A 20,631-nucleotide genomic window follows, 5' to 3' on the forward strand; every position below is an offset into this window, starting at 1 on the left:
GATGCTAGCTACCGCACCGCGCGAACATCCCAGACCCACACGCCATCGACCCGTGTCGGCTCGAAGCCGAGCAGCTGGGTCACCGTGCCGCGCAGCGTGTCGGCGTTCCTGGTCGGCGGCAGCACCAGCACGTCGGCCCGCCAGAAGTCCAGGTCGTCCCGGAACTCGACGCGGGCCTCGTCGGTGATCGGCGGCACCGTGCCGGTGTCCTGTGCCTGCACGAGCAGCGCGGTGGTCGGCCGGAATTCGGGGCCGTAGATGCCCTTCTTCTGCGTGCTCGTCGGACCGACGAAATAGCCGCCCGCGAGCGGGAAGTCGAAGCCGGCGTCGGCCTGCCAGCGCAGCGCGCCCGCGTCCATCGGTCGCGACGGCGGCACCATCACCACCGATCCGCCGCTGACGTAGCGACCGACCGTCCCGTCGGCGAAGAACGCCGGCGTCGGCGGGCGCTGGACCACCGGCAGCGCCGTCGGAATCAACGGAACCAGGGCGAACAGCAGCGCGCCGAACCAGGCCAGCGGCCGCCAGTCGACCGGCGACGCCCGCCACCAGCCGATCGCCCGCTGACTGGCCAGCGCCAGCACCGCCGCGATGGCCGGGATCGCCGCCATGGTGAGCCGGGTCTCCAGCACCGTGCTCAGCAGCGGGACGTGTTCGGCCCAGCGCCACGGCAATTCCACGCCGGTGTCGCGCTTGCCGAACATGGCGACCGCGCCCAGCGAGAGCACGCCGAACACCGCGATCACCAGCACCGCGGCCCGCACCACCCGTTCCCGCCAGAGCAGCGCCGCGGTGACGGCCAGCACCAGCAGCAGCGGCCAGCCGAAGTAGGCGTTCTGCTCGGTCTCGTTGATCGCCACGTACTGCCCGGGCAGGAACATGCCGCCGAGCGACTCGGACGGGAACTGCGTGATCGCCTTGAGGTCGTTGCCCATCGGGCCGTGATCGATCGAGCGGTAACTCTGCGGTCCGAAGAACTGCCACCACAGCGGAATCACGGTGAGCACCAGGGCAATCGATCCGGCGAGGACGATCGCGGGGGTGATCCCGCGCAGCACCCGCAGGCCGTGGCGGGGTGTGTGCACGTAGTACACAAGGGTGAACAGGCCGAAGGACAGCGCGAAGATCAGCAGCGGTTCCTCGCCCAGCGCGATCTGCAGCGCCACCAGGAATCCCAGCAGCACCGCGTCCCGGACCCGCCAGCGCGGCGCACCGGCGACGGCACGTCTGGCCATCCGGATCAGCAGCCCGGTCATGATCGGAAGCAGAAGCAGCACAACGAAATTCGGGTGCGCGTTGGCATGCGAGATCATCGCGGGCGCGAAACCGCAGAACAGCCCGCCGATCGCGGCCGCGATCCTCGACTCGACCAGCTCGCGGGCGAACAGCCAGTACCAGGCCAGCGCGGTGGTGGCCAGACCGAGCGTCAGCACCAGCACGAACGTGACGGTCGGCCCGAACAGCAGGGTGATCGGCGTGAGCGGCACCCCGACCCCGAACATGGCCGTGTTGGCCATCATGTTCACCCCGGCCGGGAAGTTCTGCAGCGTGGTGCCGAGCGGGTTCTCCAGGTGCGCCACCGAATGCGCGGTGACCGCGAAGAACCACTCCCACATGGTCTGGTCCTGACCGCTCTTGATCAGGTACCCGCTCTGGGTATTGCGCCACTGGCCGGACAGGACCACGATCGCCAGCGCGAGGTAGCCCACCGCCGCGACGAAGTCGGACCGGGTGATCCGGAGGCGGGGGAGTCTGCGCCGGCGAACCGGCGTCTCGATGGTGGGCACTGTGGTCGCGACCGCGGCGCTGTCCGCGATTCCTACCGCCGACCCGTCCTGCGTGCCCAGATCGACCTGTCGTGCCCGTACCACCTGCAAACAGCTCCTGTAACTAGCTTCAACTCAGCCGCCCACGCTACCCAAACAGGCTGTGTCCCGCCTGGCAACGGAAGTCGACGGCAACCGGAAAACAGGGCAGCGGCGCAGGTCGAGCCGCGCTTCTGCCCGGTTTATCCGGTCCGGCTAGCGGCGGACGGTCACCACGGTGAACGGGCCGATATCGGTGGTGGTGAAGCGCGGATCGGCGAACAGATCCTTGGGAAAGGCGACGGTGTAGCGCTGCACGTTGGGATCGTTCGGGTAGACGTCCCTGGCCAGGCGCAGCGTGTACGTGTCGCCGCTGTTGCGGAACAGGAAGGCGTCCGGTGCGCGCCACGGGCAGGTCGCCAGCGCGTCCAGCAGCGCGCCCGACGACTTCAGCTTGCTCCAGCCCTCGATGGTCGCGGCCCGGCCGGCGAAGTCGGCGAGCGGGTTCGCGTAGTGCGAGGTGAGCGCTTGGAAGCCGTAGTAGGGATAGAACGACAGGAAGCTGGTGTCGGCGGTCAGCACCACGGTGTCCGAGCGCGGCCGCCCGGTCTGCGCCGTGATGGCCCGGTCCACCTCGCCGTAGCGCGCCACGGCGGACGGCGGGCGCTGGTCCGCCCGGACGCCGTCGCCGTCGGTGTCGGTGTAGGCGGTGGTGATCTCCGGCGCCAGGATGTGCGGGATGTTCTGGGTGAACGCCAGCGCACCGACGACGGCGACGGCCACCGCCGCGACGCGGAAGTTGGCCGGCTCGCCCAGGGCCTGGTAGACGGCCCTGGCACCCTCGACGAACCCGAACGCGCCCGCCGCCGCCAGCAGCACCAGCAGGACCGGTTCCAGCCGGAACGACAGCAGCGTGGTCCCGGCGGCGGTCGCCAGCATCGACAACAGCGTCCACAGATAGATGGCCACCACGCCGATGCCCAGCGCCTGCGCCCGGCGCGACGAGGCCGCGCGCACGACCAGCCAGACGACGCCGACCAGGCACAGCGCGCCGCGCAGCGAGAACTCCGCCATCGGCAGCGGCAACTCGGAGCCGGACTCCGGCAGGTAGTGGAACGCCGAACCGGACCGCGACGGAATGCCGTGCAGCGCCTTCAGCAGGATCGGCAGCCACACGATCAGCGCGACCAGCGCGGCGATCGCGGCGATCACCACCAGCCGCAGCAGGGGGGCGAGGGCCGCCCGCCACGCCGGACCGGCCGGGCCGTCGGCCGCGCGCGCCCGCCGCGGATGACCGGCCGCGGACCGCTCCCGCACCGCGAGGCCGGCCGCCACCAGCCCGAGCAGCGCGACCGCGAAGGCCGCGAAGCCGGCGTACAGCGTGTAGAACGTCGCGGCCAGTCCGAGGAACAGCCCGGTGCCGATCACCGCGCCCCAGCCACCGGCGGTGGCCGCGGACGCCTCCGGCCGGTGCAGCGCGCCCCACGCGAGCACCAGCACCGGCGGCAGCAGGATCACGATCACCGAGCTGTACGCCTCCGGCGCGGCGTACGCGACCGTGAGCGCGGTGGTCGAGGCGGCGACCGCGATCGCCCAGTCCGCGCGAATCAGCTTGGACCACAGCACAAGCGCGACGACCGCCGCCACCGCGATCGATCCGATCGCGTACGGCTTGAACGCTGCCCACCCGTCCATCCCGAGCACGTTGGCGACCCGCCCGCCGATCCAGAACCACCCGGCCGGATAGAACGGCGGCAGGTCCGCGTAGGTCATGTCGTGCAGCGCCGCGGAATCGGTGAGCCGGGTCAGGTATTCGGTGCGGAACTCCTGATCCACCGAAACACCGAACAGATACAGCTTGGTCGCCGCCAGCGGCATGCCGAGGGTGAACGTGACGAACGCCGAAATACCCACCCAGGACAGCAGTTTCGCCAACCACGGCCGAGCGAACCGGGTACCCGGCCGCATCCGGGTCAGCGCGATCGCCGCGACGACGAAGACCGCGGCGACCACCTGTCCGACCGTGGTCAGCGCGCGAGTCACGTTGGACGAGTTGAACGCGGGCCAGTGCACCATCGAGAACGCGACGAGTCCGACGGCGGTCACCACGACGGCGACCAGCGCCGCCAGCACGGCCTCGCCGGCACCGGCCCCGATGTGCCCGGCCAGCAGCGCCCCGCGCCCGCGCACCGGCGCGGGTGTTTCGGCTCGCTGCTCGGCCACGGCCGTCACCGACCGGCTCCGGCGACGTGCGAGGGGCACGCCGTGCTGCGGCATTCTCGGCTTACTCGCATGGCATCTCCGGGTTCACTCGGGCTGGGCATTCGCACGGACGATCGGCGCTCATGCTGCCAGGTCCGGCGGCGGATGTGGCAACGCATGTCGTCGTGGCGGAACGAAAAAGCCGCACCTCCCGGCCCGCGCGACAGCTGCGGGACCGGCTCGAGGTGCGGCTCAGGGGAGAAACTCAGATGGGCAGCTTGCGGAAGATCGGGCGCGGGATGTGGCGCAGGATCATCATCACGTAGCGGAAGGTGCCCGGCGCCCAGACGAGCTCCTTGCCCTTCTGCGCGGCCGAAACCGCCAGCACCGCGATGTCTTCCTTGTCGACCGTGAGCGGCGCCTCTTTGACGTGCGCGGAGAACTTGGTGCGCACCATGCCCGGCCGGATGACCAGCACGCGCGGGCCGTGCGGGCGCAGCGCCTCGCCGAGCCCGAGGAAGAAACCGTCCAGGCCTGCCTTGGTGGAGCCGTAGACGAAGTTGGCGCGGCGGACCCGCTCACCGGCGACCGAGGACATGGCGATGATCCGCCCGAAGCCCTGCGCCTTCATCTTCTCCCCGACCAGCACGCCGACGGAAACCGATGCGGTGTAGTTGATTCCGGCGACCTGCACGGCCTTGCGCTGGTTCTGCCACAGCTCTTCCGGATCGCCGTCGAGCGCGAACGCGACGATGGCGATATCGATGTCGCCGCCGTCCCAGGCCGCGTCGATCACCTTCGGGTGACCGTCGGTGTCGAGCGCGTCGAAGTCGACGAGGTCGACCTGGCTGGCGCCGGCCGCCTTCATCTGGGCGACGGCGGCTTCGCGCAGCGGGTCGTTCGGCAGTGCGGCGAGGACGATGCGCGCGGGGCCCTTCTTCAGGTATTCCGCGCAGATCGCCAGGCCGATCTCGGAGGTCCCGCCGAGCAGCAGGATGGCCTGCGGGTTACCTACGGCATTGATCACTGCAGCTCCAGCCTTCTCGCCATATCGGACATGAAAACGCCTGTGGGATCGACACTTCGGCGGATCTTGATCCACTCGTCGATCCGCGGGTACATCTTGTGGAAGGTCTCCGCGGTGGTCCGCGAGTCCTTCGCGGTGTAGAGCCGCCCGCCGAACTCCAGCACCCGCCGGTCCAGCTCGCTGACCAGCTCGTTGAGCCCCGGCTTGATCGGGAAGTCGACGCAGATGTTCCAGCCCGGCATCGGGAAGCTCAGCGGCGCCGGATTGCTCGCGCCGAACAGCTTGAACACGTTGAGCGCCGAGTAGTGCCCCGAGCCCTGGATGTCGATGATGATCCGCTTGAACTCCTCGACCGCCTCGGTCGGCACCACGAACTGGTACTGCAGGAAGCCGTTGGAACCGTAGCCCCGGTTCCACTCCGCGATCATGTCGAGCGGGTGATAGAACTGGGTCAGGTTCTGCACCTTGCCGGTGTAGTTGCCGCCCATGGCGTAGTACGCCTCGCCGATGGACCGCAGCGTGAGCTTGTTCATGGTCCAGTTCGGGAAGATGTCCGGCACCGTCATCAGTTGCGGCGCATCGAATTTCAGCGGCTTGCTGCGCAGGCGCTTGGGCAGCTCGTCGACCTTGGCCAGCCGGCCGCGGGTGATGGTCGCCCGGCCGAGCTTCGGCAGCGGGCTGATCACGTCGAACCACGCGCTGGAGTAGGTGTAGTTCGCCTCGCTGCCGTCGCTGTGCGCCGCGATCGTCTCGTCCAGCGTGGTGGTCTTCACACCGTCGTTGAGGAAGTAGGCCGACTCGGTCGGCGTCATCTCGATGGTCGCGCGCAGGATGATGCCGGTGAGCCCGTTGCCGCCCACGGTCGCCCAGAACAGCTTGGCGTTGCGCTTCGGCGTGAGGTGCTGCACCTGCCCATCGGCGGTCAGCAGATCGATCGAGCGCACGTGGTTGCCGAAGCTGCCCTCGCTGTGATGGTTCTTACCGTGGATATCGGAGGCGATGGCGCCGCCGATCGTCACCTGCCGGGTACCGGGCAGCACCGGGACCCACAGCCCGAACGGCAGCGCCGCCTTCATGAGCTGGTCCAGGCTGACGCCGCCGTCCACGTCCACGATCCGCGTATCGCGGTCGATCCGGTGGATGTTGTTCAGCGCCGTCATGTCGATGACCAGGCCGCCGGCGTTCTGCGCGTGGTCGCCGTAGGAGCGGCCGAGGCCGCGCGCGATCACGCCACGGCGCAGGTGCGGGGGCTTGGCGTCGTTGTCCTCGGCGACCATGGCCACAGCCTTGGCGATCAGTTCGGGATCACCGGTCGAGAGCACTTCGGATGAGGTTGGTGCGGTGCGACCCCACCCGGTCAACGTGCGGGTCTGCGTCGGCAATGCGGACGCGTTCCCGGCGTCGGCCCCAGCGTTTGTGACGGTGGTGCCGTTCTCGTTACCGGTCGTCGTGGTGGCGGTCGGAGCTTTCGTGGACATCGGCATAGAGGCTACAGGTATGACCGGACATCCGGTCGATGTCGCTTACTCCGGAGTAGTGATCTACCTATCGGTTTAGCGCCCGCTACGCTCGTCGCGTGCATGCCGAACCTCACCTTCCGCTCCCGGCCGAGCTGCCGCTGGTCGACGAGCCGGGCGGTACCGACGTCGACCTGAAGACCCAGATCGTCCGGTTCACCCTGACCGGCGGCCTGTCGGCCATCGTCGACTTCGGGCTGTACAGCCTGCTGTTCAACCTGCTCGGGCTGCCCCGCGAGGTGGCCAAGTCGCTCAGCTTCATCGTCGGCACGACCACCGCCTACCTGATCAACCGGCGCTGGACCTTCCAGGCCCCACCGAGCCGGGCCCGGTTCATCGCCGTGGTGATCCTCTACGCGGTCACCTTCGCCGTCCAGGTGGGTATCAACGCGGTGCTCTACGAAGCGCTCCCCGACGCCGTCTGGCGTCAGCTGCTGGCCTTCGTGATCGCGCAGGGCACGGCCACGGTGATCAACTTCGTCGTCCAGCGCCTGGTGATCTTCAAGATCCACTAGCCGGCGCGGCCGGGGTCAGTGCGGGACCAGGGCTCCGGCCCGATCGGCGCTGCCCGCCTTGGCGCCGAAGTAGTCGCCGCCCTTGGCGCGGACGTTGTCGGTGCCCCAGTCGCGGCGCTCCCGCTCGGCCGGCACCAGGTGCGGAATGTGCTTGCGGCAGTGGATGTAGGCCTCTTCGATGTCGACCACCACCCAGCGCTCGGCGGTGCGGCCCTTGACGTTCTCCGGCAGGCCCGGGGTGGCGTTGCGCAGGGTCGCGTCCGGAATGATCCGGGCCGAGCCGTTGATGTGCAGGCCGATCAGATCGCGGGTGAAATCGATGAGCAGGATCCCGACGTGCGGGTTCTCCAGGATGTTGCCCAGGCTGGCCAGCACGCCGTTGCCGCGGTATTCGGGGTACGCGATCGTGCGTTCATCGATGACGTGCAGAAATCCGGGCTCGCCCGCGCGGAAGCTGGAATCGCATTCCCCGTGCTTGTCCGAGGTGGCGATGAAGGCCATCTCCATCCGGCCGATGAACTCGATCATCATGGGATTGAGCTGCTCCAGCACCTGGTCCTGGTAGAAGCGAGCAGCTCTTTCCTGCGTGCCGTACCGCTGCTGTAGCTCGTGCTCGCCGTCGCTGCCGCACTGTGTACCGGGCATCTTCGCCACCCTCTGGTTGCCGGAATCCGGATCCGCGCGGGTCGACGCTGAGCTCGCGACTAAACCGAAATCCTGTCCATTTTAGTCCGTTCGGCCTGGCAAAAACTGTGAAACCAACGTTGAGAATGCACTGAATGCGTAGTTAGCGCAAGGGATTCCGGGATTCGACAACAAGCCGACCGGCCGGGATGGTTATCCCGGGCGGCCGGTGCGGGCGGTGGGCGCTCGGCGGGTGCGTCACGCCGGATTCAGCGTCACCGGAACGCCGTTGAAGATGGCGTTGCCGGAGGGCACGTCGACCACCGAATCATCGGTCAGCACATTGGCATTGACGCCGGCGTGCTGGCGGGCGACAGTCTGCGTGCTGTCCGCGTGACCCCAGCCGTGCGGCAGGCTGACCACCCCGGGCATGATCGTGTCGGTCGGCTCCAGCGGCACGGTCAGCGTGCCCGCGGCGGACTTCACCACCGCCTGCTCGCCGAGGCCGAGCCGGGCCACATCGGCCGGATTGATGTGCAGCGTGCAGCGATTCGAGCCGCTCACCAGCTGGCCGATGTTGTGCATCCAGCTGTTGTTGGACCGCAGCTGGCGCCTGCCGATCAGCACCACGTCCGGCGCGAGGTCGGCCAACCGGGCGCGCATCCTGGCCACGTCGTCGAGCAGCGGCTGCGGGGCGAGATCCACCCGCTTCGACGCGGTCCGCAGCGCGCCCGGTAGCCGGGGCTGCAACGGGCCAAGATCGATGCCGTGCGGATTATCCAGCAGCGCTTGTAGATTCAGCGTCCCGCCGTTCCACTCGCCATAGGGTCCGAGGCGCAACATCAGGTCGATGCGTTGTTCGGTGGTGTCCAGTCCCACCAATTCGCCGCGCCGCTCGGCCATTCCGGCCTTCTGCAGCGTGCCCGCGATGATCAGCTCGTCCACGCCGGTGAGCGGGTCCACCCCGTCCGCGCTCTCGTGCGGCATGCCGGAGACCGCCGCGGCGAGCCGGGCCAGCACCCCCGATTCCGAGGGCCGATCGCCCAGCGGGACCAGCGGGCGGGAGTAGCGCGCGTAGTTGCGCACCGCGAACTGCAACAGGGCGAAGTCGTAGTGCGGCGACTGCACCGGCCGCGGCGGCGGCAGGATCACGTCGGCGTGCCTGGTGGTCTCGTTGAGGTAGCGGTCGACGCTCACCATGAAGTCGAGCTGGGCGAACGCCGCGTCCAGGCGGGCGCCGCTCGGCGCGGACAGCACCGGATTCCCGGCGACCGTCACCAGCGCGCGGATCTGCCCCGCCCCCGGGGTGAGGATCTCGTCGGCCAGGGTCGCGACCGGCAGTTCGCCCATCGCCTCGGGCAGTTCGCGGACCCGGCTGGTCCAGCGGCCGAGCCGGAACGGGCGGCTGCGGACGATCCCGCCCGCCGCCGCGGTGGCGAACATCGCGCCGCCGGGCCGGTCCAGGTTGCCGGTCAAGGCGTTGATCGCGTCCACCAGCCACTGGGTGATGGTGCCGAATTCCGCTGTGCAGGTGCCGATTCTGGCGTACACCGCCGCGGTCGGCGCGGCGGCCAGCTCGCGGGCCAGCCGAATCACCGTCGCCGCGGGTATCCCGGTGCGCAGCGCCACCGAGTCCGGACTGAATGCCGCTGCGGCCGTGCGCAGTTCGTCGAGCCCGTCGACCTCGACCCGGACCTCGGTCAGCTGCTCGGCGAACAGCGTGTGCACGATCCCGAACAGCAGGTACGCGTCGCTGCCCGGCCGGATGAACAGGTGCTCGTCGGCCAGCTTCGCGGTCCGGGTGACCCGAGGGTCGACCACCACGAACCGGCCGCCCCGCCGCTGCAACGCCTTCAACCGTCCTGGGAAATCCGGTGCGGTGCACAGCGATCCGTTCGATTCGAGCGGATTCGCGCCGAGCATCAGCAGATAGTCGGTGCGGTCCAGGTCCGGCACCGGCACGGTCAGCGGGTCGCCGAACATCAGCCCGCTGGCCACCTGCTTCGGCATCTGGTCGGCGGTGCTGGCGGAGAAGAGGTTCTTGGTGCTCAATGCGCGCAGCAATACGGGCACGTACAGCGCGCCCGCCACGGTGTGTGCGTTCGGATTGCCCAAATAGGCTGCCGCGGCCTGTTTTCCATGCTCGGCGACAATCGCGGGAAAACGTTCCGCGATGAGATCGAAGGCGTCGTTCCAGGACGCGGTCCGCCAGGTATCGGTCGCGCGATCCCGAATCATCGGTTCGGTCACCCGGTCCGGATCTTCGTCGAGGGTGCCGAAACTCGCGCCCTTGGGGCAGAGAAAGCCTTTGCTGAACGGATCCGCTTTGTCGCCGCGGACCGAGGTCACGTGGTCTTCGGCATCGAGGGTGATTTCGAGTCCGCACACGGCCTCGCACAGCGGGCAGGTGCGCAACAGATTGCGAGATTCCGTGATGGGAGCCATGCCCCATCCTCCCGCGCCGGCACCGGTCTGAAAAGAGAACGGGCGATTGCGGCCGATAATCGCCCGTTCAGTGACTACAACGACAAGACGGCTGGTTTCGAGAGGACACGGGTAACTACCCCGGGGACGAACCAACTTTGCCGCCAGATAACCGTCGGCGCCGACGTTACCTTCGTGGCACCTGAGTCTGGCCTGAATACGCGGAACGGCGGGCTGGCCGGGCGTAGCGCCCGGCCGTCGTCAACTACTTCAGCAGGCGACGCTGGTCAGCTGCGAGCCCTTGCGGGCGGTGGCGGCGCGGACGGCGGCGCTGATCGCGACGACCGGAGGGACCCAGCGGGCCTCGGCGGGGGCGACGCTCCAGCAGGCGGAACCGGCCGAGAGCTGGGTGGGCGGCAACGGAACGCCCGCGCCGTCGGTGTAGACAACGGCACCTGCGGCGGTGAGCGCCTCGAGTGCCATGGCGGCCTTGCGGACGCCGGTGACCAAGTGGATCTCGCGACGCTCGGCGCCGGGCAGCTCGATGACCGGGCCGGACAGGTTGTTCGCCCGCAGGAAGCGGCGAACTTCGCCGGCCAGCTCGCCGCTGACCTCGATGGCGGAAAGGTCGTCATCGGTGATCAGGCAGAGACCGTTGGCCGTTTCTGCGACCGTCCATCCGCGCTGGGTGTAGTCCTGCGCAGCGGCGGTCATTGCGGCCGCCGAGACGGAAGTCGGAAACGTGGTGCGCACTGTTCTCTCCATTCCCCGGTAGATCTGGGTCCTGCATCTTCATGGGGCGTATCGGTGCGGGCTGTCCGCAGTGTTACGCGATCTTCAAAACTTCTTCAGGACTGTTGGCTACGTCTCTTTCAGCCCGGCTTGAAAGCCAATTGCTATGACGTTGCCAAAACTGTCCAGGACTTGTTGTCCCGCCGCTACTTTCGGCCGCTGACCTGTTCTTTCGCTGTGCCGTTCCTGCGAGACGGCTGTGGATGGTGTGACGCATGGGGTCTGCCCGAGTTTCTCGGCTGGCTCGGATGTGCGATTGCGGGGAGGATTTCGACCATGAGTGATGAGTCCACCGGCGCCGGCAGGGGAAGCGAACTGCCGAACCCGGAGGAGTACGAAGCCGAATCGCGGTGGATCACTTGGAAGGAATCGGCCGCGCGCCGATTCTCCCGTACCGCCGCCGGGGCCGAGGAGCGGCCCCCGGAACCGTTCGAGAGCCCGCGCGCTTTCGGTGAGTGGAGCGTCGCGGCGGCGCGCGGTCTGCTCGATGTGCAGTTCCGCCGCACGGCCACCCGCACACTGCTGCCGCTGGTCTACATCCTCGGGCTGGTATTCGCCTTCGCGGTGCCGATCACGCTGACCGTGTCCATGTGGCGGGTCTCGGCGGTGCTCGGGGTGCTCGCGGCGCTGATCGGGGTGCCGCTCGGGCTGACCATCGCGGCCGCGGTGCGGCTGATCCTGGAATTCCTGGCCAACGCCGCGCGCCTGGCCACCCGGATGGAGCACATCAGCGAGCTGGCCGACGATCTGTTCCAGGCGCTCTCGGATGTCGCGGAGCCGGTCAACCAGCTCTCCGAAGACGTTCGCGCGGTGCAGTTCTGGCGCTTCCGCAAGGGCGGCTCGCGCAGGTAGCGAACCGAAACGCCGCCCGCCAAACTCTTTTGACGTTGCGAGGCCAACGGCCTAGCTGCGCCACCGATCGTGACCTTTGTCCGATTCGCTGTGAAACAATGCTGTTCGGATGCCGGGGTATCGACGAGCGGCATCTGATCGGGATGGTCGCCATGCCGGACTCGTGAGGGGTTCGACGCGACCGGCGCACGGCAACGAGGGGGGAACAACCATGGCTTTACCGGCGGGGACCACGGGGTCGACGATGCCGAGACGCCAGCTGGGGCGGCACCTGCGCGATCTGCGCAACCGCGCGCGCATGACCACCAGGACGGCCGCGCAGCAGCTGGAGTGGTCCGAGGCCAAGATCTGGCGGATCGAGACCGGCCAGACCTCGCTGCGCAGTCTCGACGTCGAGGCGATGTGCAAGGTCTACGGCGCGCCGACCGACCTGATCGCGCCGCTCACCGCCCTGGCCAGGGAGACCAAGGCGCGCGGATGGTGGACCGCCTACGGCGACGTGATCGCCGAGGGCTACGAGGTCTACATCGGCCTGGAGGAGGCGGCCTCGCGGCTGTCCACCTACGAGAACGAACTGGTGCCCGGCCTGTTGCAGACCGAGGCGTACACCCGCGCGCTGCTGCGCGCCGCGCGACCGGAGATGCCCGCCACCGAGATCGACCGCCGGGTGCAGCTGCGGATGGCCCGCCAGACCCTGGTCACCCGCCCCGATTCGCCGATCCACCTGGACGCGGTGATCAGCGAATCGGTGCTGTGGCGCCGGATCGGCGACGCCGAGGTGTCCGCCGGGCAGCTGGCGCACCTGCGCCGCATGTGTGACCTGCCGAACGTCCGGATCCGCTTGGTGCCACCGGATTCCGGCTACCACGAGGGCATGGACTCGGGCCGGTTCGTCATGCTCGAGTTCCCCGAGCTGCGGGTCGGCGAGCAGCCCGAACCGCCGGTGGTCTACGTCGAGGCCTTCACCGGGCCGGTCTACCTGGACAAGGAAAACGAAATCGACCGGTACCGAAAGGCTTTCGCGAGCTTGGGTGCGGTCGCGGTGGACGCGCGCGAGGGCATCGAAACGGCCCGCGGCAGGTGCGGCGTCTGATCGCAATGCCCGGCGGCGTTGCGCGTCAGCACTTTTGGCCGGGTGAGCCCCAGGTGTCGGCCAGCACCGCGCGGTGGGTGGGCAGCGCGCGGTCATAGACCTCGCGGCCCTTCTCGGTGAGGCAGACGAACACGGCGCGGCGATCGTCGGTGCACATCGTGCGCGACACCAGGCCGTCGCGTTCCAGGCGGGCCACCGCCCGCGAGAGCGCGCTCTGACTCAGGTAGATGTCGTTGGCCAGATCGCTCATTCGATAGTCGCCACAGTTGGCGTCGATCAGCCGGTCCAGGGTCTCGAACTCGCTGAGTCCGATCTGATGCTGTCCCTGTAGCGCTTTTTCCAGTGCGCAACTCACCGTCGCGTGCCGGTCGAGCAGCTCGCGCCACTCGCCAATCAGCCCGGTCTGCGCGACGGTGCGGCGGGCTGTCTCGATTGTCGACGGGTTCGACATGGCCCCATCCTAGTGATCCACCGACGTCTATGCAACTGCATTAAATGTGTTGGCATTTAATGCGCACGCATGTAACGTACCCCGCATGACTTCACCAGCAACCCTGGCGGCCGCTTCCGCGACCGATCCGACCAGATGGACTACCCGCCTTTGGGGCATGCTGATCACGCTGTGCATCGTGCTGTTCCTCGACGGCCTCGACGTTTCGATGATCGGGGTGGCGCTGCCGTCCATCGGCAACGAACTCGATCTCTCGACCTCAACCCTGCAGTGGCTGGTGAGCGGCTACATCCTCGGCTACGGCGGCCTGCTGCTGCTCGGTGGCCGCACGGCCGACCTGTTCGGGCGCCGCAAGGTCTTCCTCATCGCGCTGGCGGTCTTCGCCGTCGCCTCGCTCGCCGGTGGTCTGGTCAGCTCCGGACCGCTGCTGATCCTGACTCGATTCGTCAAGGGCCTGGCCGCCGCGTTCACCGCGCCGACCGGTCTGTCGATCATCACCACCAACTTCGCCGAGGGCCCCGCCCGCAACAAGGCGCTGTCCATCTACACCGTGTTCGGTGCCGGTGGTTACTCGTCCGGCCTGCTGTTCGGCGGCCTGATGACCGGCGTCGGCTGGCGCTGGACCTTCCTGCTGCCGGTCCCGATCGCGCTGGCCGCGCTGGCCGCCGCGTGGGTGCTGGTGCCCAAGGACAAGCCGGCCGAGGGTGGCGGTCACGACCTGTTCGGCGCGCTGCTGTCCACCTCCGCGATGCTGCTGCTGGTCTACACCGTGGTCACCGCGCCGGAGGCGGGTTGGGCCTCGGCCCGCACGCTGGGTTCGTTCGCCGGGGTGCTGGTGCTGTTCGCCGGGTTCATCGCGGTGGAGAAGCGGGTCAAGCACCCGCTGGTGCGGCTCGGCATCCTGCGCAAGGTGTCGCTGGTGCGGGCCAGCCTGGCGATCGTCGCGGTGGCCGGTTCCTACTTCAGCTGGCAGTTCATCGTGACCCTGTACATGCAGGACACCCTGGGCTGGTCGCCGCTGAAGCTGTCGATGGCGCTGCTGCCGGTCGGCCTGATGGTCGCGTTGTCGGCGGTGTTCTCGGACAAGCTGGTCGACCGGTTCGGCACCGGCCCGATCATCGGCGTCACCATGGCCGTGATGGCCGTCGGTTACCTGCTGTTCCTGCGGCTGGACACCGACCCGTCGTACTGGACCATGCTGCTGCCCGCGATCATGCTGATCGGCATCGGCTGGGTCGGCTTCCCCGCCATCAACATTCAGGCGACCAACGGGATCGACGACGACGAGCAGGGTCTCGCGGCCGGCGTGCTGCAGACCTCCATGCAGGTCGGTGCGGCCATCGTGCTCGCGGTGACCACCGCGATCATCGCGTCGGGCACGCACGGTGACACCTCGCCCAGCGCGATGCTCGACACCTACCGGCCGGGCCTGATGTTCGCCGCCGCGGTCTCGATCGTCGGTGCGCTGGTTGCGCTTTCGGCCTTCCTGGTGAAGCGCGGCAAGCAGGCCGAGGTGGCCGCGAAGCCGGAGCCCGAGCTCGAACTCGTCGGCTGACCCGCACGACCGACGCGAAAGGCGTTGGGCGCCACCGCCCGGTGGTGCCCAACGCCTTTGTCGTGGTCAGGAAAAAGGCGGCGCCGCAGTGTCTTTGGCCGAGCGGATGAAGGTCAGCGGGCTGCCGTCCCGCCCGACCGTCGGCCAGTCGATGCCCAGCCGCGGATCGAAAGCGTCGATGTCCCGGTCGAATTCGGGCGTGTACTCGAGCGAGCACAGGTAGGTGACGGTGGAGTTGTCCTCCAGCGAGAGGATCGCGTGCCCCAGTCCCTCGGACAGGAACATCGAGCGCCGATCCACATCGTCGAGCAGCACGCTGTCCCAGCGGCCGTAGGTCGGCGAGCCCGGCCGCAGATCGACGACCACGTCGAGAAACGCTCCGCGCACGCAGGTCACGTACTTCGCCTGCCCCGGCGGATCCTCGGTGTAGTGGATGCCGCGCAGCACGCCCGCCGCCGAGACCGAGCAGTTCACCTGCCGCAGGTCGAACGCGCGCCCGGTCGCCTTCTCGAACTCCGAGGCCTTGAACCCCTCCAGAAACATGCCGCGCCCGTCGCCGAGCTGGCGCGGGGTGATCACCCAGGCGCCGGGCACCGCGAGTTCCCTGAACTCCATGCTCACCAGTCCCGGCCGCGCTCGAGGATGTCGAGCAGGTAGCTGCCGTAGCCGGAGCGGGCCAGCGGTTCGGCTAGTTTGCACAGCTGTTCGTCGTCGATGAAGCCCATCCGCCAGGCCACCTCTTCGGGCACGCCGATCTTGAGTCCCTGCCGTTCCTCGATGGTGCGCACGTAGTTGGCGGCGTCCAGCAGCGAGTCGAAGGTGCCGGTGTCGAGCCAGGCGGTGCCGCGGGCCAGCACGTCGACGCGCAGCCGATCCTGTTCCAGATACGCCCGGTTGATGTCGGTGATCTCGTACTCGCCGCGCGCGGAAGGCCGCAGCGTGCGAGCGATCTCCAGCACGTCGTTGTCGTAGAAGTACAGCCCGGGGATGGCGTAGTTCGAGCGCGGGGTCTTCGGCTTCTCCTCGATGGACACCGCGCGGCCGTCGGCGAACTCGACCACGCCGTACGCGGTCGGATCCGACACCCGGTAGGCGAACACCGCGCCGCCGTCGATCCCGGCGAACCGGTTCAGGCTGGTGCCGAGGCCGGGACCGTGAAAGATGTTGTCGCCGAGCACCAGTGCCGCGTCGTCGGTACCGATGTGATCGGCGCCGAGCACGAAGGCGCGGGCCAGCCCGTCCGGCTCGGGTTGCACCACGTAGCTGATCGCGAGGCCGAACTGCGCGCCGTCGCCGAGCAGCCTGCCGAACGCGTCCGCGTCCTCGGGCGTGGTGATCACCAGGATGTCGCGGATGCCGGCCAGCATCAGGGTGGACAGCGGGTAATAGACCATGGGCTTGTCGTAAACCGGGACCAGCTGTTTGCTGACCCCGCGTGTAATCGGGTGCAACCGGGATCCGGTGCCACCCGCCAGGATGATTCCCCGCATGACCAGGAGTCTGCCATTCGGGGCGGTGCTCGGCGTCGGCGAGGTTCCGAGTGCTCGTCGAATTGATTACGGAATCGGCGTTCTCGGTTTCGGGAGCCGCCGATTCGGTGATTCTGTTGCTTAGGTCACACAACGCATGGTGTTCTGAAACAACACTGTGTGAGATGTCAGCGCCGACAGCTCGCCTGGGACCCTCGGTCGTGGCTCGGCGCGCCAGTTGGTGAGGTAGGTGCGCGATGGCAGCGACCAGCGTCGGCGAGCCCGGCAATGTGATGAATCCGGAAAATCTGAGTGCCCCGGCGCGCCTGGTGCTGGCCGCCTGTCTCGGCGTCGTCCGGCCTGCCTTGCGCGCGGCGCCGATCACCCGCGCGACCATCCCGATCGGCGCGCTCGCCATCGACACCTTGGCCAGGCTGCGGCCCGAGCCGTCGGGCATCGATCGGGAGCAGGTGTCGCTCAACGGTTTCCGGATGGAGATCCTGCGACCCGCGGGCGCGGCCAGGGCACTGCGGCACGGGGCCCTGCTGTACATGCACGGCGGCGGATTCGCGGTCTGCGGGCTCCGCACCCATCGGCCGGTCGCGGCGAGCCTGGCGCGGCGTACCGGGCTGCCGGTGGTGAATGTCGACTATCGCCAGCTGCCGAGCAAGCGGATCACCAATTCGGTGGACGACTGCCTCACCGCCTATCGCTGGTTGCTGCGGCACGGCGCGGACCCGAGCCGGATCGTCTTCGCCGGCGACTCGGCCGGCGGTTACCTGGCCTTCGCCACCGCGTTGCGCGCGATCGAGGTGGGTCTGCCCGCCCCGGCCGGGCTGGTCGGGTTGAGCCCGCTGCTCGATCTGGACTACGCGGCCAAGCGAACTCACGTCAACGTCCGGCGCGATCCATACATCCCGCTGCTCGCGCTGGAGGCGGTGGTGCGCATCGGCGCGGAGATCGACGGCAAGCTCGACCCGCTGCTGTCGCCGGTCAACGGGATCCTGGCCGGCCTGCCGCCGGTGCTGCTGATCGCCGCCGAGGACGAGGTGCTGCGCTACGACTGCGAGCTGATGGCGCAGCGGCTCACCGCGGCGGGCGTGCCGAACGCGGTGGAGCTGTGGCGCGGTCAGGTGCACGCGTTCATGAGCATCGCGCCGAACCTGCCGGAGAGCCGGGCGGCGCTGGCCCGGGTGTCGCGTTTCGTCCGGGCGCGGATCGAAGAGGGCCAACAGGCGCGGACCGCGTAAGCGGGCCGGCCTGTCCAGGCGAGCCCCGTTCCGCTAGTGGCCGGGACGGGGCTCGCGCATGCCCTGAGCACGACGAACCCCGCCCGGCCGGGGCCGAGCGGGGTTTCGCGGTGCTATTCGGTTGTGCCGGTGCCGGTTTCGGCTACTTGGCCGGCGCGGGCGGGGCGACGAACGGCTGGTTGATCGTGGTGAAGTACTGGATCGCCGCACCGATCGCGACCGGGGCGGTCACGAAGATCTGACCCGCGATGACGCCGAGCGCGCCCATCGCGGCCGCACCGGCGAGGCAGCCGGCGATGATGCCGCCGACGAACGGACCGAACAGGCCGACGATGGTGCCGCCGACGATGGTGCCGCCGAGCGCGCCGCCGAGGACGCAGCCGACGGCCGCGCCGCCGAGGCCGCCGACCAGGGTGCCGATGGTGGCGCCCATGGAGATGGTGGAGGTCATGCGCGACCAGGCGGCCTGCTCACGGTCGTACTCGTTCTTCCACGGCGCCTTGTCCTCGAACGGCAGGGCGACCGGCTTGTAGGTGGCCTTGCTCATGTCGAGCTGCGGGGTCAGGGTCGCGGTGCGGCCGGAGATGTCGGCGGCCAGCGGGAACTCGAACTCGTCGAGGCGGAACTTCAGCGGCGTGCCCGCGACGGTGGTGCCGTTGGCGGCCTTGATCTTCAGCGCGTCGTCCTCGACCACGATCGAACCGGAGTCGATCGAGATGATGGACTGGGTGTCGGTGGCCTGGGAGGTGAAGTTGATGGGCGCTTCGGCGGACTCGGCGGGGGCCGCGTTGACGGTGCCCGCGGTGACGCCGAGCGCCGCGATTAGCAGCGCCGAGGTGGCGGCAAACTTCTTGATAAGCATGTGTTTTAGTCCTCTGTCAGTTGCGTTCAGCAGGCGGGGGACGGGGGCGGCCGAGCCAGCTAGTTCTTGGTAACTCGATCGACTGGGAAGGAGCCCCGCCAAGCAGTCGCCGGCGGGGCTCCTGGCTCGCTCGTGGGTGTGCGAGTTCAGTTGTGCGGCAGCGTGGTTCGCCGGAATTACTTGGGGGCGACGAACGGCTGGTTGATGGTGGTGAAGTACTGGATCGCCGCACCGATCGCGACCGGGGCGGTCACGAAGATCTGGCCCGCGATGGTGCCCAGCGCGCCGACAGCGGCCGCACCGGCGAGGCAGCCGGCGATGATGCCGCCGACGAACGGACCGAACAGGCCGACGATGGTGCCGCCGACGATCACGCCGCCGAGCGCGCCACCCAGGACGCAACCCACGGCCGCGCCGCCGAGGCCACCGGTGAGGGTGCCGATGGTGGCGCCCATCGCGATGGTGTCCTTCATGCGGTTGAACGCCGCCTGCTCACGGTCGTACTCGGTCTTCCACGGCGCCTTGTCCTCGAACGGCAGGGCGACCGGCTTGTAGGTGGCCTTGTCCATCTCGAGCTGGGGGGTCAGGGTCGCGGTGCGCCCGGAGATGTCCGCGGCGAGCGGGAACTCGAAGTCGTCTAGACGGAACTTCAGCGGCGTGCCCGCGACGGTGGTGCCGTTGGCGGCCTTGATCTTCAGCGCCTCGTCCTCGACCACCAAGGATCCGGAGTCGATGGAGATGATGGACTGGGTATCGGTGGCTTGGGAAGTGAAGTTGATCGGCGCGTCCTCGACGGCCGGCGCCGCGTTGACGGTGCCTGCCGTGACGCCGAGCGCGGCGATCAGCAGGGCCGACGTAGCGGCGAATTTCCTCATCAGCATTTTGTTGAGAACCTCGATGTGAAGCGTTCGGAGGGGACTAGACGATCGAAATCTAGACCAGCTAACGAGTGGTGAACCGGTTGTGACCTTTTATTCAAATTTTGTTCACCAAAGAGACCCATGGCATGGTGGGGTCGCGGAAACATGCACTCTAGGTGCGGATTTCGCCGCTGAATCGGACTGGGCGTCCTAGTTCTACTGCACAGTAAGAGACCAACATCACAGAGCGCAACTGTGGCGGAACCGCCGAGTTCGGCTGACCTGGACTGGATCCTGCCACGCCGCGCCCGTGGACGTAAGGTTCATAGGGTGCGATTGCTTGTCACCGGCGGAGCCGGATTCATCGGAGCCAACTTCGTCAAGCAGACCATTGCCGACCGTCCCGACACCACCGTAACGGTTCTGGACGCGTTGACCTATGCCGGAAATCGAGCCTCCCTGGATCCGGTGGCCGATCGCATCGATTTCGTTCACGGTGACATCGCCGACCTCGATCTGGTCGACGAACTAGTCAGTGGTGTGGACGCGGTCGTGCACTTCGCCGCCGAATCACACAACGATAACTCTCTGGCCGAGCCGTGGCCGTTCGTGCAGACCAATATTGTCGGCACCTATTCGCTGCTGCAGGCCGTGCGCCGTTATGACGTGCGCTATCACCACGTCTCCACCGACGAGGTCTACGGCGATCTCACCCCGGACGCGCCCGCCTTCACCGAGCAGACTCCGTACAACCCGTCGAGCCCGTACTCGGCCACCAAGGCGTCGAGTGATCTGCTGGTGCGCGCCTGGACCCGTTCGTTCGGCGTCCGCGCCACGCTGTCCAACTGCAGTAACAACTACGGGCCGTGTCAGCACGTGGAGAAGTTCATCCCGCGCCAGATCACCAACCTGATCGACGGCGTGCGGCCGCGGCTCTACGGCGCGGGCCACCAGGTGCGCGACTGGATCCACGTCGACGACCACAACCGCGCGGTCTGGGACATCCTGGAGCGCGGGCGGATCGGGCAGACCTACCTGATCGGCGCGCAGGGCGAACTGGACAACAAGTCCGTGGTGCGGATGATCCTGGAGGCGTTCGACCGCGACCCGGACGACTTCGACCACGTCACCGACCGGCCCGGCCACGATCAGCGCTACGCGATCGACGCGACGCTGCTGCGCACCGAACTCGGCTGGGCGCCGCGCTACGCCGACTTCCGGGCCGGCCTGGCCGCCACCGTCCAGTGGTACCGGGACAACGAATCCTGGTGGCGCCCCTACAAAGCCGTCACCGAGCGGGCCTACGTGGCCGCGGGCGAGCAGACCCTCTAGC

The 20,631-nt window shown here is 68.3% G+C and carries 18 protein-coding genes; 6 read left to right on the plus strand and 12 right to left on the minus strand.

Annotated features, from left to right (window positions below; all coding sequences use genetic code 11):
- Positions 1-8 precede the first annotated feature (8 nt).
- The 4 genes from ACFQ9K_RS14350 to ACFQ9K_RS14365 form a co-directional block, all read right to left on the minus strand.
- Positions 9-1,817, minus strand: coding sequence for a glycosyl transferase (locus tag ACFQ9K_RS14350; RefSeq protein WP_378718095.1), 1,809 nt, complete (start codon positions 1,815-1,817; stop codon positions 9-11).
- 204 nt (positions 1,818-2,021) lie between these two features.
- Positions 2,022-4,082 carry an arabinofuranosyltransferase gene (locus ACFQ9K_RS14355; RefSeq protein WP_378718084.1) on the minus strand — a complete coding sequence of 687 codons (2,061 nt, stop codon included), beginning with the start codon at positions 4,080-4,082 and terminating at the stop codon, positions 2,022-2,024.
- 190 nt (positions 4,083-4,272) lie between these two features.
- Positions 4,273-5,034: a decaprenylphospho-beta-D-erythro-pentofuranosid-2-ulose 2-reductase gene (locus tag ACFQ9K_RS14360; RefSeq protein WP_378718082.1), complete on the minus strand. Its 762-nt coding sequence runs from the start codon at positions 5,032-5,034 to the stop codon at positions 4,273-4,275.
- The gene (locus tag ACFQ9K_RS14365) at positions 5,031-6,518 is read right to left on the minus strand and encodes an FAD-binding protein (RefSeq protein WP_378718080.1); all 1,488 of its coding nucleotides are present in this window, start codon (positions 6,516-6,518) and stop codon (positions 5,031-5,033) included. Before ACFQ9K_RS14365 ends, ACFQ9K_RS14360 begins: the two co-directional genes overlap by 4 nt.
- 92 nt (positions 6,519-6,610) lie before the next feature.
- On the opposite strand from ACFQ9K_RS14365, the gene ACFQ9K_RS14370 reads away from it, so the two are divergent.
- Positions 6,611-7,066 carry a GtrA family protein gene (locus tag ACFQ9K_RS14370; RefSeq protein ID WP_150400609.1) on the plus strand — a complete coding sequence of 152 codons (456 nt, stop codon included), beginning with the start codon at positions 6,611-6,613 and terminating at the stop codon, positions 7,064-7,066.
- A gap of 15 nt (positions 7,067-7,081) precedes the next feature.
- On the opposite strand, the gene ACFQ9K_RS14375 is transcribed toward ACFQ9K_RS14370, so the two are convergent.
- The 3 genes from ACFQ9K_RS14375 to ACFQ9K_RS14385 all read right to left on the minus strand — a co-directional run bounded on the left by ACFQ9K_RS14375 (position 7,082) and on the right by ACFQ9K_RS14385 (position 10,867).
- The gene (locus ACFQ9K_RS14375; protein WP_378718077.1) at positions 7,082-7,711 is read right to left on the minus strand and encodes a pyridoxamine 5'-phosphate oxidase family protein; all 630 of its coding nucleotides are present in this window, start codon (positions 7,709-7,711) and stop codon (positions 7,082-7,084) included.
- 237 nt (positions 7,712-7,948) lie between these two features.
- A complete protein-coding gene (locus tag ACFQ9K_RS14380; protein ID WP_378718076.1) occupies positions 7,949-10,135 on the minus strand; it encodes a molybdopterin-dependent oxidoreductase in 2,187 nt (728 codons plus the stop codon).
- A 249-nt stretch (positions 10,136-10,384) separates the two neighbouring features.
- Complete coding sequence (locus ACFQ9K_RS14385) at positions 10,385-10,867, minus strand: hypothetical protein (protein ID WP_150400612.1); 483 nt, start codon at positions 10,865-10,867, stop codon at positions 10,385-10,387.
- A 315-nt stretch (positions 10,868-11,182) separates the two neighbouring features.
- Between ACFQ9K_RS14385 and ACFQ9K_RS14390 the strand changes: the two genes are divergently transcribed.
- Entirely contained in the window at positions 11,183-11,758 is a 576-nt protein-coding gene (locus ACFQ9K_RS14390) for a DUF4282 domain-containing protein (protein WP_378718075.1), read from the plus strand.
- Between the two features lie 244 nt (positions 11,759-12,002).
- Positions 12,003-12,851 (plus strand): helix-turn-helix domain-containing protein, encoded by an 849-nt coding sequence (locus tag ACFQ9K_RS14395; RefSeq protein WP_378718073.1) that lies wholly within the window; start codon positions 12,003-12,005, stop codon positions 12,849-12,851.
- 25 nt (positions 12,852-12,876) lie between these two features.
- On the opposite strand, the gene ACFQ9K_RS14400 is transcribed toward ACFQ9K_RS14395, so the two are convergent.
- Complete coding sequence (locus ACFQ9K_RS14400) at positions 12,877-13,302, minus strand: MarR family winged helix-turn-helix transcriptional regulator (protein WP_378718072.1); 426 nt, start codon at positions 13,300-13,302, stop codon at positions 12,877-12,879.
- An 85-nt stretch (positions 13,303-13,387) separates the two neighbouring features.
- Between ACFQ9K_RS14400 and ACFQ9K_RS14405 the strand changes: the two genes are divergently transcribed.
- The gene (locus ACFQ9K_RS14405) at positions 13,388-14,857 is read left to right on the plus strand and encodes an MFS transporter (RefSeq protein ID WP_378718071.1); all 1,470 of its coding nucleotides are present in this window, start codon (positions 13,388-13,390) and stop codon (positions 14,855-14,857) included.
- 66 nt (positions 14,858-14,923) lie between these two features.
- Here ACFQ9K_RS14405 and ACFQ9K_RS14410 read toward each other — a convergent pair whose 3' ends face one another.
- A complete protein-coding gene (locus ACFQ9K_RS14410) occupies positions 14,924-15,472 on the minus strand; it encodes a dTDP-4-dehydrorhamnose 3,5-epimerase family protein (protein WP_378718070.1) in 549 nt (182 codons plus the stop codon).
- Positions 15,473-15,474: 2 nt separating this feature from the next.
- Positions 15,475-16,347 carry a glucose-1-phosphate thymidylyltransferase RfbA gene (rfbA, locus tag ACFQ9K_RS14415; RefSeq protein WP_364726127.1) on the minus strand — a complete coding sequence of 291 codons (873 nt, stop codon included), beginning with the start codon at positions 16,345-16,347 and terminating at the stop codon, positions 15,475-15,477.
- Positions 16,348-16,583: 236 nt separating this feature from the next.
- Between rfbA and ACFQ9K_RS14420 the strand changes: the two genes are divergently transcribed.
- A complete protein-coding gene (locus ACFQ9K_RS14420; protein ID WP_378718068.1) occupies positions 16,584-17,576 on the plus strand; it encodes an alpha/beta hydrolase in 993 nt (330 codons plus the stop codon).
- Positions 17,577-17,718: 142 nt separating this feature from the next.
- Here ACFQ9K_RS14420 and ACFQ9K_RS14425 read toward each other — a convergent pair whose 3' ends face one another.
- Both ACFQ9K_RS14425 and ACFQ9K_RS14430 read right to left on the minus strand, forming a co-directional pair.
- The gene (locus ACFQ9K_RS14425; RefSeq protein ID WP_378718066.1) at positions 17,719-18,438 is read right to left on the minus strand and encodes a hypothetical protein; all 720 of its coding nucleotides are present in this window, start codon (positions 18,436-18,438) and stop codon (positions 17,719-17,721) included.
- Between the two features lie 176 nt (positions 18,439-18,614).
- Complete coding sequence (locus tag ACFQ9K_RS14430; protein WP_378718064.1) at positions 18,615-19,319, minus strand: hypothetical protein; 705 nt, start codon at positions 19,317-19,319, stop codon at positions 18,615-18,617.
- Positions 19,320-19,628: 309 nt separating this feature from the next.
- Between ACFQ9K_RS14430 and rfbB the strand changes: the two genes are divergently transcribed.
- Positions 19,629-20,630: a dTDP-glucose 4,6-dehydratase gene (gene rfbB, locus ACFQ9K_RS14435; RefSeq protein ID WP_378718062.1), complete on the plus strand. Its 1,002-nt coding sequence runs from the start codon at positions 19,629-19,631 to the stop codon at positions 20,628-20,630.
- The last annotated feature ends 1 nt before the right edge of the window (position 20,631 follow it).

Origin of the sequence: Nocardia sp. NPDC056564, assembly GCF_042793755.1 — a bacterium.
Taxonomy (GTDB): Bacteria; Actinomycetota; Actinomycetes; order Mycobacteriales; family Mycobacteriaceae; genus Nocardia.